The organism is Pseudomonas azadiae, assembly GCF_019145355.1.
GTDB lineage: Bacteria > Pseudomonadota > Gammaproteobacteria > Pseudomonadales > Pseudomonadaceae > Aquipseudomonas > Aquipseudomonas azadiae.
This window is the reverse complement of the sequence record NZ_JAHSTY010000001.1, coordinates 3,323,201-3,338,273: the sequence shown is the minus strand read 5'-3', so window position 1 is coordinate 3,338,273 and position 15,073 is coordinate 3,323,201. Positions and strand designations below refer to the sequence as shown.

Annotated in this window: 11 protein-coding genes and 1 pseudogene; 3 read left to right on the top strand and 9 right to left on the bottom strand. The window is 61.9% G+C overall.

The annotated features are described in order from the left end of the window. Nucleotides 1–134: 134 nt before the first annotated feature. The 3 genes and pseudogenes from KVG91_RS28000 to KVG91_RS15160 form a co-directional block, all read left to right on the top strand. Nucleotides 135–1,193 (top strand): annotated as a pseudogene (locus tag KVG91_RS28000) (methyl-accepting chemotaxis protein); the annotation flags it as partial. Further along, entirely contained in the window at nt 1,179–2,051 is an 873-nt protein-coding gene (locus KVG91_RS27995) for a methyl-accepting chemotaxis protein (RefSeq protein WP_404822407.1), read from the top strand. The pseudogene KVG91_RS28000 and the gene KVG91_RS27995, both read left to right, overlap by 15 nt. A gap of 129 nt (nt 2,052–2,180) precedes the next feature. Next, on the top strand, nt 2,181–4,088 hold the full coding sequence (locus KVG91_RS15160; protein WP_169375893.1) for a methyl-accepting chemotaxis protein: 1,908 nt from the start codon (nt 2,181–2,183) through the stop codon (nt 4,086–4,088). Here KVG91_RS15160 and KVG91_RS15155 read toward each other — a convergent pair. The 9 genes from KVG91_RS15155 to KVG91_RS15115 all read right to left on the bottom strand — a co-directional run bounded on the left by KVG91_RS15155 (nt 4,083) and on the right by KVG91_RS15115 (nt 14,960). After that, nucleotides 4,083–4,817 (bottom strand): amino acid ABC transporter ATP-binding protein, encoded by a 735-nt coding sequence (locus KVG91_RS15155; protein ID WP_169375892.1) that lies wholly within the window; start codon nt 4,815–4,817, stop codon nt 4,083–4,085. The two genes, KVG91_RS15160 and KVG91_RS15155, sit on opposite strands and share 6 nt — an antisense overlap. Continuing rightward, nucleotides 4,810–5,769, bottom strand: a complete 960-nt coding sequence (locus KVG91_RS15150; protein WP_169375891.1) for an amino acid ABC transporter permease — start codon at nt 5,767–5,769, stop codon at nt 4,810–4,812. Before KVG91_RS15150 ends, KVG91_RS15155 begins: the two co-directional genes overlap by 8 nt. Nucleotides 5,770–5,951: 182 nt before the next feature. After that, nucleotides 5,952–6,749, bottom strand: coding sequence for a transporter substrate-binding domain-containing protein (locus tag KVG91_RS15145; protein ID WP_041160821.1), 798 nt, complete (start codon nt 6,747–6,749; stop codon nt 5,952–5,954). 219 nt (nt 6,750–6,968) lie between these two features. Continuing rightward, entirely contained in the window at nt 6,969–7,769 is an 801-nt protein-coding gene (locus KVG91_RS15140; RefSeq protein ID WP_169375890.1) for a transporter substrate-binding domain-containing protein, read from the bottom strand. A gap of 185 nt (nt 7,770–7,954) precedes the next feature. Next, the gene (gene mdoH / locus KVG91_RS15135; protein WP_169375889.1) at nt 7,955–10,525 is read right to left on the bottom strand and encodes a glucans biosynthesis glucosyltransferase MdoH; all 2,571 of its coding nucleotides are present in this window, start codon (nt 10,523–10,525) and stop codon (nt 7,955–7,957) included. Then, a complete protein-coding gene (locus KVG91_RS15130; RefSeq protein WP_217894896.1) occupies nt 10,518–12,254 on the bottom strand; it encodes a glucan biosynthesis protein G in 1,737 nt (578 codons plus the stop codon). Before KVG91_RS15130 ends, mdoH begins: the two co-directional genes overlap by 8 nt. Before the next feature lie 267 nt (nt 12,255–12,521). Beyond that, entirely contained in the window at nt 12,522–12,959 is a 438-nt protein-coding gene (gene dtd / locus KVG91_RS15125) for a D-aminoacyl-tRNA deacylase (protein ID WP_169375887.1), read from the bottom strand. Next, complete coding sequence (pip, locus tag KVG91_RS15120; RefSeq protein WP_169375886.1) at nt 12,956–13,927, bottom strand: prolyl aminopeptidase; 972 nt, start codon at nt 13,925–13,927, stop codon at nt 12,956–12,958. Before pip ends, dtd begins: the two co-directional genes overlap by 4 nt. Before the next feature lie 103 nt (nt 13,928–14,030). After that, complete coding sequence (locus KVG91_RS15115; protein WP_169375885.1) at nt 14,031–14,960, bottom strand: alpha/beta hydrolase; 930 nt, start codon at nt 14,958–14,960, stop codon at nt 14,031–14,033. Nucleotides 14,961–15,073 lie beyond the last annotated feature (113 nt).

Genomic DNA, 15,073 nt, shown 5'->3' with positions numbered 1-15,073 from the left:
ACCCAGCGCGGGGCAAGCCCGCTCACTACGGGGATGTGTAGACTCTCGCAGGACAAGCATGTCGCTACAGAATGCCAGCCACGTGCCGATAACCCTTGAATAAGTCCAAGCCTTGTTCCAGGGGAGTTTGCAGCATGTATCGTTGGTTAGCCGAAAAGCTGGGGAATGTCAGCGTCAAAACCAAGCTGGGCGTGGGCTTTGGCCTGGTGTTGCTGCTCACGCTGATGATCACCTTCACCGGCTGGACCGGACTCTCCGGCGTGATCAGTCGGGGGGACAAGCTGGGGTATATCGCCAGCCTCAACGACCTGAGCAAGGACTTGAGCATCGCGCGTCTGGATTTCGAAATGCGCCGTGGCGAACAGGGTCCGTCAGCGGTCAATGAGTACCTCGGCAAGCTGGACAGCGGCCTGAAGACAGCCCGCACGCTGATTGAGCAACCCGCCGATATTGCCTTGGTCGACGATCAACTGGCCGCGGTCGACCAGTACAAGCGCGCGTTCGACGCCATGGTCCAGGCCGGGGCCAACCGAGAAAACGCCCGTAGCAAGTTGGGCGATACCGCCGACAACGCGGTGCAAAAAGTGGGCGAAGTCGAAAAGTCCCTGCTGCAGGGCGACAGCGTCAGCCAATTCAACAGCGTTGTCGATTTGAGCAAACTGATCCAGCAAGCCCGGTTCCAGGTGCGTGGTTATACCTACAGCGGCAAGGTCGAGGCCGAGCAGCCCGCGTTGGATGCCATCGATAACGCCCTTAAGAAAATCACCGGCCTCAACGGCCAACTTCCTGAACAGTATTCGACCAACCTGCAACAGGCCAGCGTGTCGCTGCAAGCCTATCGCGCGGCGGTCAGCCAATACCGCGACTCTCAGGTGGCCAGCGCCGCAGCGCTGAAGATCATGGGCACCCAAGGCGACATACTGCTGGACCGCAGTAACCAGCTGACCCTCTCGCAAACCGTGGTGCGTGATGCGGATGCTGCGAACGCCAGGCAACTGTTGCTGCTGGCTACCGTACTGGCGCTGATTTTCGGCCTGGTTGCCGCCTGGATCATCACTCGCCAGATCATCGTCCCGCTGGCGCAGACCCTCAACGTGGCCGAACGAGTTGCCTCGGGTGACCTGAGCCACAACCTGATCTCCGAGCGCCAGGACGAACTGGGCCAGTTGCAACGCGCCATGCAAAACATGACCGTCGGCCTGCGTGAGCTGATCGGCGGTATCAGCGAAGGCGTTACTCAGATCGCCAGCGCCGCCGAGCAATTGTCGGCCGTCACTGAGCAGACCAGCGCCGGGGTCAACAGCCAGAAGATCGAGACTGACCAAGTCGCTACCGCCATGAACGAAATGGCCGCCACCGTGCAGGAAGTGGCGCGCAACGCCGAGGAAGCCTCCGAAGCCGCCGTGGCTGCCGACCAGCAGGCTCGCGAGGGCGACAAGGTGGTCGGCGAAGCCATCGCCCAGATCGAGCGCCTGGCCACCGAAGTGGGCAACTCCACGGTTGCCATGGGCGACCTCAAGCGCGAAAGCGACAAGATCGGCAGCGTGCTCGACGTGATCAAGTCCGTGGCCCAGCAAACCAACCTGCTGGCCCTCAACGCCGCCATCGAAGCCGCGCGTGCCGGTGAAGCCGGGCGTGGTTTCGCGGTAGTGGCCGATGAAGTGCGCAGCCTGGCCCAGCGTACGCAGAAGTCCACCGAAGAGATCGAAGAGCTGATCGTCGGCCTGCAAAGCGGCACCCAGCAGGTCGCAACCATCATGGACAACAGCCGCGGCCTGACCGACAGCAGCGTCGAGCTGACTCGCCGTGCCGGCAGCGCCTTGGCGAACATCACCCGTACGGTCTCGACCATCCAGGCGATGAACTCGCAGATCGCCACCGCCGCCGAGCAGCAAAGCGCGGTGGCCGAAGAGATCAACCGCAGCGTGCTGAACGTGCGCGATGTGTCGGAGCAAACCTCGGCGGCCAGTGAAGAAACCGCCGCCTCCAGCGCCGAGCTGGCGCGCCTGGGCGTCTACCTGCAGACCCTGGTCGGGCGCTTCCGTATCTGACCGCTCCTACGCGGCGGCCACTCGAGGCCGCCGCAACTTGTGAAATTTCCTACGTAGTTATCAGCCCGCCATCACTCCGAATCGATTTAGCGTTGGTCGACACGCTTTTTTCAGATCTGGAGGTTCACCATGTTTCCTCGGCTGACCCGCTTGCTGGCCAACGCCAGCGTCCGTATCAAACTCGCCTTGGGCTTCGGCCAGGTGCTGGTCCTCAGTCTCATCATTGCCATGACTGGCTGGCAGGCCCTGAGCGAGGTGCTTTTCCGCTCAAGCAACCTGTCGGTCCTCGGCCAACTGGCGACGGTCGCAGAGGCCATGCGCGCCGACCGCATCGTGTACCGAACCCTGACGGACACCGCCAGCCTGGGCAAGATGACCCGGCAGATCGAAACCATCGGCCGGCATCTCGGTTATCTGGCGACCCACCTCAAGGACCCAGGCGACCTGCAGCGTATTCAAGCGGCAGAACGGCTTGTCGAGGATTTCAAAGCGGCGCTCGTCGAGTTGCCGCCATTGATCGAACGGCGTGACAGCATTCGCCCCCCGCTCCAGGCAAGCGCGCTGCAGGCCAGTGACAGCCTCGCACAACTGGCCAGCGAACTGCCTGACCAGCAAGACGAGCAGGCGTTGGACGCCATCGAAAGCCTGCGCCAAGCCATGGAGCAAGCCGAGGATAAGGCCCAAAGCCCCGCCTGGGGTGCCGAGTCGTTGCAAGCCTATGCCGAAGCGGTCGGCAATGCCCTCGACGCACTGGACGTCGCTCAGGCCGCCGTGACAAACCTGCCCGCCGACTCAACCCTGCTCAAAACCGACCTGGCGAACTATCGCACGCAACTGATCGCGCTCAAGCAAGCCCAACTCAACACCGAAACCGCACAGAATCGGTTTGAACAGCAGCTCAATCAGTTGCTCGAACACAACGAAGCCGTAAGCGAGAGCCAGACCCTAAAACGCGACAAGCAAGCAAGCCACACTCGAACGCTGCTGATCAGCGTCACGCTGGCAGCCCTGTTACTCGGCACGCTGGCTGCCTGGTGGATCGCCCGGCAGATCGCCGTGCCGCTGCGCCAAGTGCTGGCATCCGCCAACCGCATCGCGCAGGGCGATCTGAGCCACGAGATCCAGGTGGAACGTGGCGATGAGTTGGGCCAACTGCAGCAAACCATCGGCGACATGACCCGCAACCTGCGCCGGCTGATCAGCGGCATCGGTGACAGCGCCCGGCAGATCGCCAGCGCCGCCACACAGCTCTCGAGCGTGACCGAGCAGACTCGCGCGGGCATCAGTAACCAGAAGGATGAAACCGACCAGGTCGCGACCGCGATGAACGAAATGCTCGCCACCGCCCAGGAGGTCGCGCGGCATGCAGAAGAAGCCTCAAAAGCGGCAGATGAGGCCGACCAACAAGCCACCGCCGGCGACAAGGTCGTCGGGCAAGCCGTGGAGCAGATAGGTCATCTGGCCCACGAAATGGCGCGCGCCAGCCAGGCCATGATTGCCTTGCAGCGCGAGAGCCAGAAGATCGGCGGCGTGCTGGACGTAATCAAATCGGTGTCGCAACAGACCAACCTGCTGGCCCTTAATGCCGCCATTGAAGCCGCCCGTGCAGGGCCCGCAGGCGAAGGGTTTGCCGTGGTCGCCGATGAAGTGCGCAGTCTCGCCCGGCGCACCCAGGAATCGGCGGAAGAAATCGAGGGACTGATCAGCGGGCTCCACACCGGCACCCAGCAGGTGGCGGATATCATGGACGGCAGCCGCGCATTGACCGACTACAGCGTCGACCTGAGCCGCGATGTGGGCGATGCATTGGCAGCGATTATTCTCAGGGTCTCGGTCATCCAGGAAATGAACCCGCAGATCGCCGCGGCCGCCGAGCAACAATGTGCCGTGGCCGAGGAAATCAATCGCAGCGTCATGAAGGTGCGGGATGTGTCGCAAATGACCGCGACCGCCAGTGAGGAAACCGCGGCCGCCAGCGTTCAGTTGACGAAGTTGAGCCTGGACCTGCAGACCTTGGTCGGCAAGTTCCGCTTATAGGACCTGACGCAGAAAGGCCTGGGCCCGCGGGTCTTTCGGCGCCTCGAAGAACGCGGCCGGCGCCGCATCCTCAAGCAATTTGCCATGGTCGAAGAACAGCACGCGGTCGGCCACTTCACGGGCAAAGCCCATTTCGTGGGTGACGCAGACCATGGTCATGCCTTCCAGGGCCAGGGTCTTCATCACGTCCAGCACCTCGCCGACCATTTCCGGGTCCAGCGCCGAGGTGGGCTCGTCAAACAGCATCACCTTGGGCTCCATCGCCAAGGCACGGGCAATCGCGACACGCTGCTGCTGGCCGCCGGACAGGCGTGATGGAAATTCGTTGGCCTTCTGCGCAATGCCGACCTTCTCCAGCAGCGCCAGGGCCTTGGCTTCGCGCTCCTGCTTGCCGCGCTTGCGGACGACCTTTTGCGCCAGGCACAGGTTTTCCAGCACGGTCATGTGGGGGAACAGGTTGAAATGCTGGAACACCATGCCGACTTCACGGCGATAAGCGTTGACGTCGGTTTTCGGGTCAGCCAGTTGCAGGCCGTCGATGCTCACCGAGCCTGAGTCGAATTCCTCCAGGCCATTGAGGCAGCGCAGGAACGTGGACTTGCCGGAGCCGGAAGGGCCGATCACTACCAGTACCTCACCCTTGGCCACCTGGGTGGTGACGTGGTCGACCGCGCGGACCACATGGCCACGGGTATCGAAGACTTTTACCAGATCGCGGACTTCAATCACTTTGCGCGAGCCTCCGCTCAAGCCGGCTGGCCATTTTCGACAGCGGCAGGTTGATCAGCAGGTACAGGCCTGCCACACAGAACAGGATCTCAAACGGCGAAAAGGAGGTGGTGATCACTTCGCGGCCGCTTTTGAGCAGTTCGGTGATCGCAATCACCGAAACCAGCGAGGTGTCTTTCACCAGGCTGATGAATTGCCCGGCCAGCGGCGGCAGCACGCGCTTGAACGCCTGCGGCAATACCACATGGCGCATCGACTGGCTGGCGCTCAGGCCCAGGGACCGAGCGGCTTCGTTCTGGCCACGGGTGATGGACTGCACGCCGGCGCGCACGATTTCCGCCACATACGCGCCGGTGAACAGCGACAGCGCGGCGATCCCGGCGAACTCCCGGGACAGGTTGAGTACCGTGCCGATGAAGAAATAGAAAATGAATATCTGCACCAACAGCGGCGTGCCGCGCACCAGTTCGACGTAGATGGTCGACAGGTCGCGCAGGGTCGGGTTGCTGGACAACCGGCACAGGCCGGTCGCCAAGCCGATCGCCAGGCCAAGGATGCCAGACACTACCGACAGCCACAGCGTGGTCCACAAGCCCCACATCAGTGGGCCCAGCGCCCAATGGCGGTTGACGCCGATCACATCGCCCTCGGCCACGTCATCGCCGCGTGCCACTTGCAGGCTGTTGTCGGCGACCGTCACCGTTTGCTCGGCGCCCGCGTCGTTGCGCAGGGTGACTTCGGCGCTATCGCCTTTGCGCACCAGCTCAATCACGGTAGAGATATCCGCCGCCCGCTGGGCCTCTTCAGCCTGATAGGCGAAATATTGCGGGACGCGGTTCCAGCGCCACTCATAGGACATCAACGACGTGGCGTAATACAAGGCGCCCGCCAGGCCGACCAGCACGACCACGGTCAGCAGGTGCCAGGGCCATTGGGCTTTTTTCTGTTTCATTTACTCAGTATCCAAAAGAGTCGGGCGCGCGCCTCCGTGTAGTGAGCGGGCTTGCCCCGCGCTGGGTGGCGAAGCCGCCCCTAAATCCCGGCCCCGCAGTGCTTCAGAGAGACCGAGGCGTAAGGTTTTGGGGCGGCTTCGCCACCCAGCGCGGGGCAAGCCCGCTCACTACAAGCCAGCCTTTATTCCATATCCTTGAGCCACTCGGAGCTCTTGAACCACTTGTCATGGATACGATCGTAGGTGCCGTCGTTCTTGATCTGGTGCAGGAAGTTGTTGATGAAGTTGATGCTGTCGTAGTCGCCTTTCTTCAGGCCGAACGCCAATGGCTCGAAGGTGAAGGGCTCTTCCAGGAACACCAGCTTGCCGTTGCCGACTTTCTTCTCGGCCACCACGTTGTACGGCGCGTCGTACACAAAGGCATCGGCCTTGCCGTTGACCACGTCCAGCACGCCTTCCTGTTCGTTGTCGTAGCCGTGGTACTTGGCTTTGGAGATCAGCTTCTTGGCGACCATCTCACCGGTGGTGCCAAGCTTGGAGGTGAGGCGGTATTTCTCGTCGTTCAGGTCTTTGTAGGACTTGATGGTGCCTTCCAGTTCCTTGCGAATCAGCAGGGTCTGGCCGACCACGATGAAGGGTTCGCTGAAGTTCAGGCGCAGGTTGCGCTCCTGGGTCAGGGTCATGCCGCTGCCGATCATGTCGAACTTGCCCGTCAGGAAGGCCGGGATGATGCCGTCGTAGCCGGTGGACACCAGCTCCAGCTTGACGCCCATGGACTTGGCCATGGCCTTGAGGATGTCGACTTCAAAGCCGATGATTTCACCGCGCTTGTCGGTCATTTCGAACGGCATGTAGGTCGGGTCCATGCCGACCTTGAGCGTGCCGCGCTTGACCGCATCATCGATCGCACCGGCCTGGGCCGCGTTGGCTGCGACCAGCGCGGTGACGCCAAGCAGCAGCATCGAAAGATACTTTTTCATCATCAAGTCCCCTGAACGATTCTTGTAAGGTCGGCGCGCAAAAGGGCTGCACCATTTCGGGGTGGGATCCTAACCCACTCGCCTCTCGCCACAAAGGTTTCACGGCTATTTGTTATCAGTGTATGTCGGAAAAGCCCCACGACGGTGCGCCAGAGTGCAGGCGTAGACAGGTGCGCCAAAAACGGCGGCAACGGTTTGATGTGTAAGCAGTTATGACTCTCAATCGATTTCCGTCATCCAGGCAGTGTCCTTGAACCACTTGTCGTGCAGGTGATCGTAGGTTCCGTCCTGGGCAACCTGGTTGAGGAAATGGTTGATCCAGTTGAGGCTGTCGAAATCACCTTTCTTCACGCCGAAGGCCAGCGGCTCAAAGGTGAAGGGTTGCTCAAGCGCCAGCAGCGCGCTGTTTTCCGGGCGACTCAAGGCAATCAGGTTATAGGGCGCGTCATGAATAAAGGCATCGGCCTGGCCCAGCACCACTTGGCGCACGCCCTCCTCCGGCGTCGCAAACGTGCTGAGCCGGGCCGCCCCCAGAAACCGTCGCGCCGCTGACTCACCGGTGGTGCCTTCGGTGGTAGCGATCCGGTAGCTGGCGTCGTCCAGGTCTTCGACACTGGAGACCTTGCCCGCCAGGCGCGGGTGCAGCAACACCGACTGGCCGACCACGATGAACGAATCGCTGAAGTTCAGCTTGAGGTTGCGCTCTTGGGTGACGGTCATGCCGCTGCCGATCAGGTCGAAATTTTTCGCCAGCAACCCCGCCACCAATTCGGGGTAAGGCACCGCGACCAGCTCCAGCTCCACCCCCAGCGCTTGGCTCATGACCTTGAGCAGGTCGATTTCGAAGCCGATGATATGCCCCTGTTTATCCGTCATCTCGAAAGGCACGTAGGTGGGCGTGGTACCGACTTTGAGCACGCCACGCCGAACGGCGTCGTCAATCGCGCCCGCCTGCGCGAGGCCCAAGTGAATCAACGCGACAGCGCTTATCAACAGCGCCGAACAAAAGCCCTTGCTCATGAATATCCCCGTGGCCAAGTCAAATTCGGGGCGATGCTAACTCAGCCGCAGGCACAGCAATACACCTCGGGCAAGGGTCTTTTGTATCGAAATAACAAGAGGTTAGCGCGGCGCGGAAAGCGCGGGAGACGCTGTAGGACTGCCGCTTCGAACACCCCCGAGGTGAGCCCTCGGGGGTGTCTGAATCAGGCCGGTTGGGCCAGGGCCAATTGCGGCTGCAGTGGCAGCAACGGCGCGTGCGGGTCAGCCTTGATCGAGTCGCGCCAGGCGGCAAGCCACTCGGGGTGACCTTCGCTCCAGACCTGCTCGTGCAGGCGGGCCAGGGCGACCGGATCGCTGAGCAAGGCCACGCGCTCTGCATTGTTGAGGCCGGCAGGGCCGACTTTCAACGCATGGCGCACGCGCTCGGCACGCAGGTACTCGATCGGCTCGGCTTTGCCGTGACGCGAGGTTGCCAGGGCACAGGCCAGGGCGTTCTGCTGCGGGTCGACCACCGCACGCACAAAGCCGTCATGCAGCGCGTGCCAGCGGTTTTCGTGGGTGTACTTGTCGGTGGACAGCAACGCCTGCGGCGGATTGTATTCCTCAGGGATGAGGAACAGGCTCTCGTCACGGGACTTCAGGCCCAGGTTCACGCGGCTGGAAATCACCGACACCGGGATCGACAGCATCAGCGAGCCGACGATCGGCACCAGCCACCACAGGAAGCTCGGGTTCAACCACACCACCAGCAGCGCCCACAGGAAGCCAAGCAGAGTCTGGGTGCCGTGACGCTTGAAGGCTTCGCCCCAGGTTGTCGAGTCGTCGTCACGCTTGGGCGAGTTCCAGGTAGCGGCCCAGCCAAGAAACGCAGCGAGCACGAAGCGGGTGTGGAAAATCATCCGCACCGGCGCCAGCAGCATGGAGAACAGCATCTCTAGCAGCATCGACATCGTCACCTTGAACTTGCCGCCGAACTCTTTCGCGCCCTTGGCCCAGATCAGGATGATGCTCAACAGCTTCGGCAAGAACAGCAACACGATGGTGGTGGAGAACAGCGCCACCGCCTTGTCCGGATGCCATTGCGGCCACAGCGGGTACAACTGGCGCGGGGCCATGAAGTACTGCGGCTCCATCAGCGTGTTCACCGCCAGCAAGGCCGTGGACAGCACCAGGAACAGGAACCACAAGGGTGCCGACAGGTAAGACATCACGCCGGTCAGGAACACCGCGCGGTGCACCGGGTGCATGCCCTTGACCAGGAACAGGCGGAAGTTCATCAGGTTGCCGTGGCACCAGCGACGGTCACGCTTGAGTTCGTCCAGCAGGTTCGGCGGCAGTTCTTCGTAGCTGCCCGGCAGGTCGTAGGCAATCCACACGCCCCAGCCGGCGCGGCGCATCAGCGCGGCTTCAACGAAGTCGTGGGACAGGATGGAGCCGGCGAACGCGCCCTTACCCGGCAATGGCGCCAGGGCGCAGTGCTCGATAAACGGCTTCATGCGGATGATCGCGTTGTGACCCCAGTAGTGGGATTCACCCAACTGCCAGAAGTGCAGGCCGGCGGTGAACAGCGGGCCGTATACGCGCGTGGCGAACTGCTGCATGCGCGCATACAGGGTGTCCATGCCCGACGCACGTGGCGCGGTCTGGATAATCCCGGCGTCCGGCGTGGCTTCCATCAGGCGCACCAGGCTGGTCAGGCACTCGCCGCTCATGACGCTATCGGCGTCGAGCACGACCATGTATTTATAATCACCGCCCCAACGACGGCAGAAGTCGTCGAGGTTGCCGCTCTTGCGCTTTACGCGACGGCGGCGACGGCGATAAAAGATCTTGCCGAAACCACCGGCTTCACGGCACACGTCGAGCCAGGCTTGCTGTTCGGCGATGCAGATGTCGGCGTCATTACTGTCGCTGAGCACGAAGAAGTCGAAGCGATCCAGGTCACCGGTCGCGGCCACCGACTCGAACGTGGCGCGCAGACCGGCGAATACCCGAGGCACGTCTTCGTTACAGATCGGCATCACCAGCGCGGTGCGGGCGTCTTTCGGAATCGGCTCGTCGCCGGCACTTTTACCGGAAATCCGGTATTTATCGTGACCGGTGAGCAACTCCAGAAAGCCCATCAACGCGGTCCAGAAACCCGCCGACACCCAGCAGAACAGGATCCCGAACATGATCAGGATGCTGGTTTGCAGGGCGTAGGGCAGTACCTGGGTCGCGGTTTGCAGCAGCGTCTGGTTACGGATCTCGTCGAAGTCGACCAGCGACCAGCCCTGGTACGGCATGATGCCTTTCATGTACCAGCCGGCCACGATGGTCTGGCCCAGCATCAGCACCAGCAGAATGTAGCGGCGGATCGAACCGACGGTGCGCCAGCGCGCAGCCGGCAACACCCGTTCATCCTTCGGCGGTTTCGGCGGGTTGCTGCGCCCGGTAAGACGGCGCCAGCCGCGCACCAGGATATTGGTGCGCCACGGCTCCGGTACCACGCGGGTACGCCGAATCGGCGGCGTGGCCTTGAGGCACACACGGCCACTGGCGTCGAGCGCCAGCATTTCGGCGTCTTGCAGTTCTTCGGCGGTGTTGAGGGTCAAGCGGCGGCCCACCGAGGCCTGGGCAGCATCGGCAGGTGCGTCGAATGCCTTCGACGACAAGCGCTCGTGCAATTCGCTGAAGGATGAGCAGCCCGCCAGTTCGGCGCGCTGCTTAGCGGTCATCGGAAGATGCGCCAGATACTCGGACAGAGTCTCGGGCGTTACTTGAGAGTTACTCATCGGCAGGCAACTGATAGCTCCAGGTCTCGGTCAGGACTTGTTCGGTCTTGATCGGCTCCGGCGTGGCTGGGACAGCTTCTGGCTGCTTGGCTTCCTTGTCCTTGGCGTCTTTCTTGACCTGTTTCTCGTGCTGCTTGGCCAGGACTTTGTCGGCCTTGAGCACATGGGTCGAGACAGCTTCAGGCTCAGGCTGCGGAATATCCTGCACCAGCGCCGCACGCATCTCGGTCGGCTTGCCTGCGTCCTTGATTTTCATGCGCAGGGTCAGGCGCCAGCCTTTGGTGTGTTCGTTGTAACGCACGCTGTTTTCAACGAGTTCAGCATTGTCACCGACACTCACCTGGCTGCGCACCGGGGCGTCCGGCAGCAGTTTTTTCAGGGAAGGGCCTTCGAAGTCCACCAGGTACGCAACGCTGCCATCCGGCTGACGGATCAGGTTGGACTGCTTGACGTCACCCGTGGAGCGCAGGGTCTGTTTGACCCAGGCACTGTCCGGCGAATGGAACGCTGCGTCATCCAGGGTCCAGTGCAGGCGATAGGCTACGTCCAGTGGCTGGCCGACTTCCGGCAGTTTTTCCGGGCTCCAGAAGGCAACGATGTTGTCGTTGGTTTCATCGGCGGTCGGGATTTCGACGAGGTCGACGGAACCCTTGCCCCAATCGCCTTCAGGCTCGATCCAGGCGCTTGGGCGTTTGTCGTAGTTGTCGTCCAGGTCTTCGTAGTGGCTGAAGTTGCGGCCACGTTGCAGCAGGCCGAAACCACGCGGGTTCTCGACGGTGAAGTTGCTGACCGACAGGTGTTTAGGATTGTTCAGTGGGCGCCAGATCCACTCGCCGTTGCCGGCATGGATCGACAAGCCACTGGAGTCGTGCAGTTCGCGACGGTAGTTGAGGACCTTGGACGGCTGGTTGGCGCCGAACAGGAACATGCTGGTCAGCGGGGCAACGCCCAGCTTGCTGACCTTGTCGCGCAGGAACATCTGGGATTTCACATCGACGACCGTGTCGGTGCCCGGACGCAGGATCAGGCGATACGCACCGGTAGCGCGCGGCGAATCCAACAGGGCAAAGATCACCAGGTGCTTGTCACCCGGCTTTGGACGTTCGATCCAGAACTCGGTGAACCGCGGGAATTCTTCGCCGGACGGCAGCGCGGTATCGATCGCCATGCCACGGGCGGACAGGCCATAGACCTGGTCTTTGCCCACGACGCGGAAATAGCTGGCGCCGAGCATGGTCATGATTTCGTCTTGCTTGTCGCCCTTGTTGATCGGGAACAGCACACGGAAACCGGCATAACCCAGCTGTTCGGTGGCTTTGGGATCAAACTTCACGTCGCCAAAATCGAAACGCGACGGGTCGTATTTGATTTCCTGGACGCTGTCGGCGGTCACTTCGTTGATTTTCACCGGCGTATCGAAATGCATACCCTGGTGATAGAAGGACAGCTTGAACGGCGTGTTCTGATCGGCCCACTCGGCTTTTTCGTTGCGGAAACGAATCTTCTGGTAGTCCGCGAACTTCATTTCGCGGAATTCGTTCGGCAGATTGCTGCGCGGAGCTTCGTATTTCTGCCCGGCCAGCTCTTTTGCCTTGGCCGACACATCATCCAGACTGAATGCCCACAGTTGACCCGCGCCGAACAGGCAAAACAGGGCAGAGCCCGTCACCAGTGCGTTTCGTAACCGTTTGGCAGACAATTTTGGTGCATTACAGGGACTAACAATCACGAGCAACCCTCGCCGAAAACAGATCAAAAAACCAACGGCCAGCTATCTATATGCCAGGTTGGCGAGCATTGTTCCGACTCTTGTGGGGCAAAATGATTCCCCATCGGTCGTCGGACAAGTCTCTACCTAAGTCAAAAAAGGACCAAACAACGCTGATCACCGTAGCGCGCGATTATCTAGTAGCCCGCGAAACAACGCATCAGGGTTAACGAAGTATTTGTAGCGAAACCCTGCGTTTTTAGGCATTTAAAGTCGTTTTCAATACATTCACGTCTGTAGGAGGAAGGTGACAGGCCCGTCATTGACCAAATGCACCTGCATGTCGGCGCCAAAACGCCCCGACGCCACCTTCCCATGCAATTGTTGCGCTTGTAACAGCAAGTGATCAAAAAGCGCCGCTCCCAAGGCCGGCGGAGCCGCCGTGGAGAAGCTCGGCCGCAGCCCGCTCCTGGTGTCTGCCGCCAGGGTGAACTGCGATACCAGCAACAAACCGCCGTCAACGTCCTTTAATGACAGGTTCATCTTGCCTTCGCCGTCGCTGAACACCCTGTAGTTCAACAGCTTGTGCAACAGTTTATCGGCGCTCTCGGGCGTATCTGAAGGTTCGACGGCCACCAGCACCAGCAATCCCTGGTCGACCGCCCCGACGATTTCGCCCGCCACCTCGACACGGGCGCCTCGCACCCGTTGCAGCAGGCCCTTCATGCTTCTTCTGGCGGCAGGTCGAGCAAGCGCCGCGCCATCTGGCTAGTCGCACGCACCAGGGCATCGGTGATGCCGGGTTCGGACGCGGCATGGCCGGCTTCGCGAATCACCTGCAGCTCGCTGTTGGGCCAGGCCTGGTGCAATTCCCAGGCGTTGTCCAGCGGGCAGATCATGTCGTAGCGCCCATGAATGATGACGCCAGGCAGATGGGCGATCTTGTGCATGTCGCGAATCAGCTGGTTGGGCTCCAGGAAAGAGTTGTTGGTGAAGTAGTGGCACTCGATCCGCGCGATGGACAGGGCACGTTGCGGCTCGGAAAACCGCTCCACGTGCTGCGGGCTCGGGCACAGGCCGAGCATGCGCCCTTCCCAGCCCGACCAGGCCTTGGCCGCGTGCATCTGGGCGATCTGGTCGTTGCCGGTGAGGCGCTTGTGGTAGGCCGCGATCATGTCGTGGCGCTCCTCGACAGGGATCGGCGCGATGTAGTCCTGCCAGTAATCCGGGAACAGGCGGCTCGCGCCGGACTGGTAGAACCATTCGATATCCTGCGGGCGTGCCAGGAAAATGCCGCGCACGATCAGGCCGTGCACACGCTCCGGATGGGTTTGCGCGTAGGCCAGGGCCAGGGTCGAGCCCCAGGAGCCGCCGAACAGCACCCATTTTTCGATGCCCAGCTGCTCGCGGATGCGCTCAAGGTCGGCGACCAGGTCCCAGGTCGTGTTGTTTTCCAGGCTGGCGCGCGGAGTGGAGCGCCCGCAGCCACGCTGGTCGAACGTGACGATACGGTACAGGTTGGGGTCGAAATAGCAGCGGCTCTGGGCATCACAACCGGAGCCAGGACCACCATGGATGAATACGACGGGCAAGCCTTCGGGGGAGCCACTTTCATCGACGTACAGCGTGTGGGTGTCATCGACTGCCAGATCATGCCGGGCGTAGGGTTTGATCTGCGGGTACCAAGTCTGCATTGCGCGCTCCGTAGGGGGTCGGGTTCATCCCTGGGGGGACGTCTTTTATTCTGCCGTTTGGCACTATAAACCCGAATTGTGCAATGAGCATGTTCTTGAACGCTTAGACCTGTGTCAGCGCTTCGCTCATCAGGTACGCCAACAGGTCATCGTAGAGCCGATCCACCTCGGGCACCTGGCGCCGAGCCCGCAGGCAGCCGTGGACCAGGCCCTTGCCGGGATGCAGCACGGTGGCCACGCCGGCTGCTTGCAGCTGTTCGGCGTAGCGCATGCCTTCGTCGCGCAGCGGGTCGAACTGGGCCACGGCGATGAAGGCCTTGGGCAAGCCGCCGAAATCTTCGGCCAGCAATGGCATGGCGTAAGGCGACCGCTTGCCGCTATCCGCCAGGTACAGCGCCAGGTAAGCATCGGCGTCGGCGCTGCTGAGCAACGGCGCGTCCCTGCAGTCGCGCCGCGACGGCAAGTCGCAGGGGCCGCCCAACGCGGGATAAATCAAGACCTGGGCCCGAGGCAGCGGTTGCCCGTCGTCCCGCAAGCCCAGGCACAACGCCGCCGCCAGATTGCCGCCCGCGCTGTCGCCCGCCACCACCAGGCGCTGCAAGTCGATGGCATGCAGCCCATGCCCGGCCTGGATGGCCTGCCAAACGACGCGACAATCCTGATAGGCGGCCGGGAACCGGTGCTCGGGCGCCAGCCGGTAATCGATGGCGATGACCAGCACCTGCAAGGCACTGGCCAGCTCGAAACAGATGAAGTCGTGGGAGTCCAGGCCGCCAACAACCCAGCCACCGCCGTGTATATAGAGGAGGCATGGCCAGCCCTCCGTCGGGGCGGGGCCGTCGGGGAGATAACTACGCACATCCACGCCGGCAACTGAAAAGTCCGACACGCGCACGTCCCCAGGCACGGGCGGGGTGAACGCCTGGCACATGCGGTTGTAGTTCTGGCGCAGGCCGGCCGGCGAGGCGTCATCGCTGGTGAAGGACTCGGTTTGGGCGACGAAGGCGGCAAGTTGCGCAGAAATCGGGTACATGCACGAATCTCCTGAGCGCTGGGATTCAATGTGGGAGCTGGCTTGCCTGCGATAGCGGCCTTTCAGCCAAATGTCCGGTGACTGGCCCACCGCCATCGCGGGCAAGCCCGGTT

Excerpts from the sequence above, each read along its gene's own strand:
- dtd (WP_169375887.1), bottom strand. The coding sequence starts at position 12,959 with ATGAAGGGCCTGCTGCAACGGGTGCGAGGCGCCCGTGTCGAGGTGGCG.
- KVG91_RS15150 (WP_169375891.1), bottom strand. The coding sequence starts at position 5,769 with ATGAAACAGAAAAAAGCCCAATGGCCCTGGCACCTGCTGACCGTGGTC.
- KVG91_RS15140 (WP_169375890.1), bottom strand. The coding sequence starts at position 7,769 with ATGAGCAAGGGCTTTTGTTCGGCGCTGTTGATAAGCGCTGTCGCGTTG.
- KVG91_RS27995 (WP_404822407.1), top strand. The coding sequence starts at position 1,179 with ATGCAAAACATGACCGTCGGCCTGCGTGAGCTGATCGGCGGTATCAGC.
- KVG91_RS15145 (WP_041160821.1), bottom strand. The coding sequence starts at position 6,749 with ATGAAAAAGTATCTTTCGATGCTGCTGCTTGGCGTCACCGCGCTGGTC.
- pip (WP_169375886.1), bottom strand. The coding sequence starts at position 13,927 with ATGCAGACTTGGTACCCGCAGATCAAACCCTACGCCCGGCATGATCTG.
- KVG91_RS15115 (WP_169375885.1), bottom strand. The coding sequence starts at position 14,960 with ATGTACCCGATTTCTGCGCAACTTGCCGCCTTCGTCGCCCAAACCGAG.
- mdoH (WP_169375889.1), bottom strand. The coding sequence starts at position 10,525 with ATGAGTAACTCTCAAGTAACGCCCGAGACTCTGTCCGAGTATCTGGCG.
- KVG91_RS15160 (WP_169375893.1), top strand. The coding sequence starts at position 2,181 with ATGTTTCCTCGGCTGACCCGCTTGCTGGCCAACGCCAGCGTCCGTATC.